The sequence below is a fragment of the Pseudomonas sp. MWU13-2517 genome (assembly GCF_023242545.1).
GTDB lineage: Bacteria > Pseudomonadota > Gammaproteobacteria > Pseudomonadales > Pseudomonadaceae > Aquipseudomonas.
Genome location: NZ_JALMFA010000043.1, coordinates 1 through 397 on the forward strand (window position 1 = coordinate 1; position 397 = coordinate 397).

The window sequence follows — 397 nt, forward strand, 5'->3', positions numbered from 1 at the left end:
GTACGTAATCTGGCCGCCTTCGTTGACGGCCGACGGAGCCGTCAGGGTCACGGTAGTGGTATCGGCAGTGCCCGGTGTGTCGGTAACGGTGGTGTTTACAGGCGTAGTGCCTGGCACCAGGTTTTCGAAGTGCTCGCCACCGGTGACGCCTTTGATGGCGGTGGTGACGGTCTGGTCGCCTTTGTACACGTCGTTCGGCGCCACAGTGGTGACGGTGCCGCTCGACTGGTTCACACCGATAGTGATGGTCTTGCCATTGTCCAACGTCACGGTTAACGGGTTGGTGATGTTGGTCACCGGCGCGCCGTTTTTATCCACAAGGCTAGCGGTGTAAACGATGTTGCCGCCTTCGCCAACGCTGTTTGTGGCAGTCAGTACCACATCCACTTTGTCGATA

The 397-nt window shown here is 58.4% G+C and carries 1 protein-coding gene; it reads right to left on the reverse strand.

All coding sequences use genetic code 11. The features are described 5' to 3' along the window. Positions 1–397: immunoglobulin-like domain-containing protein (locus M5B97_RS27580; protein ID WP_349292541.1), on the reverse strand; the 397-nt coding region annotated here is incomplete at both ends.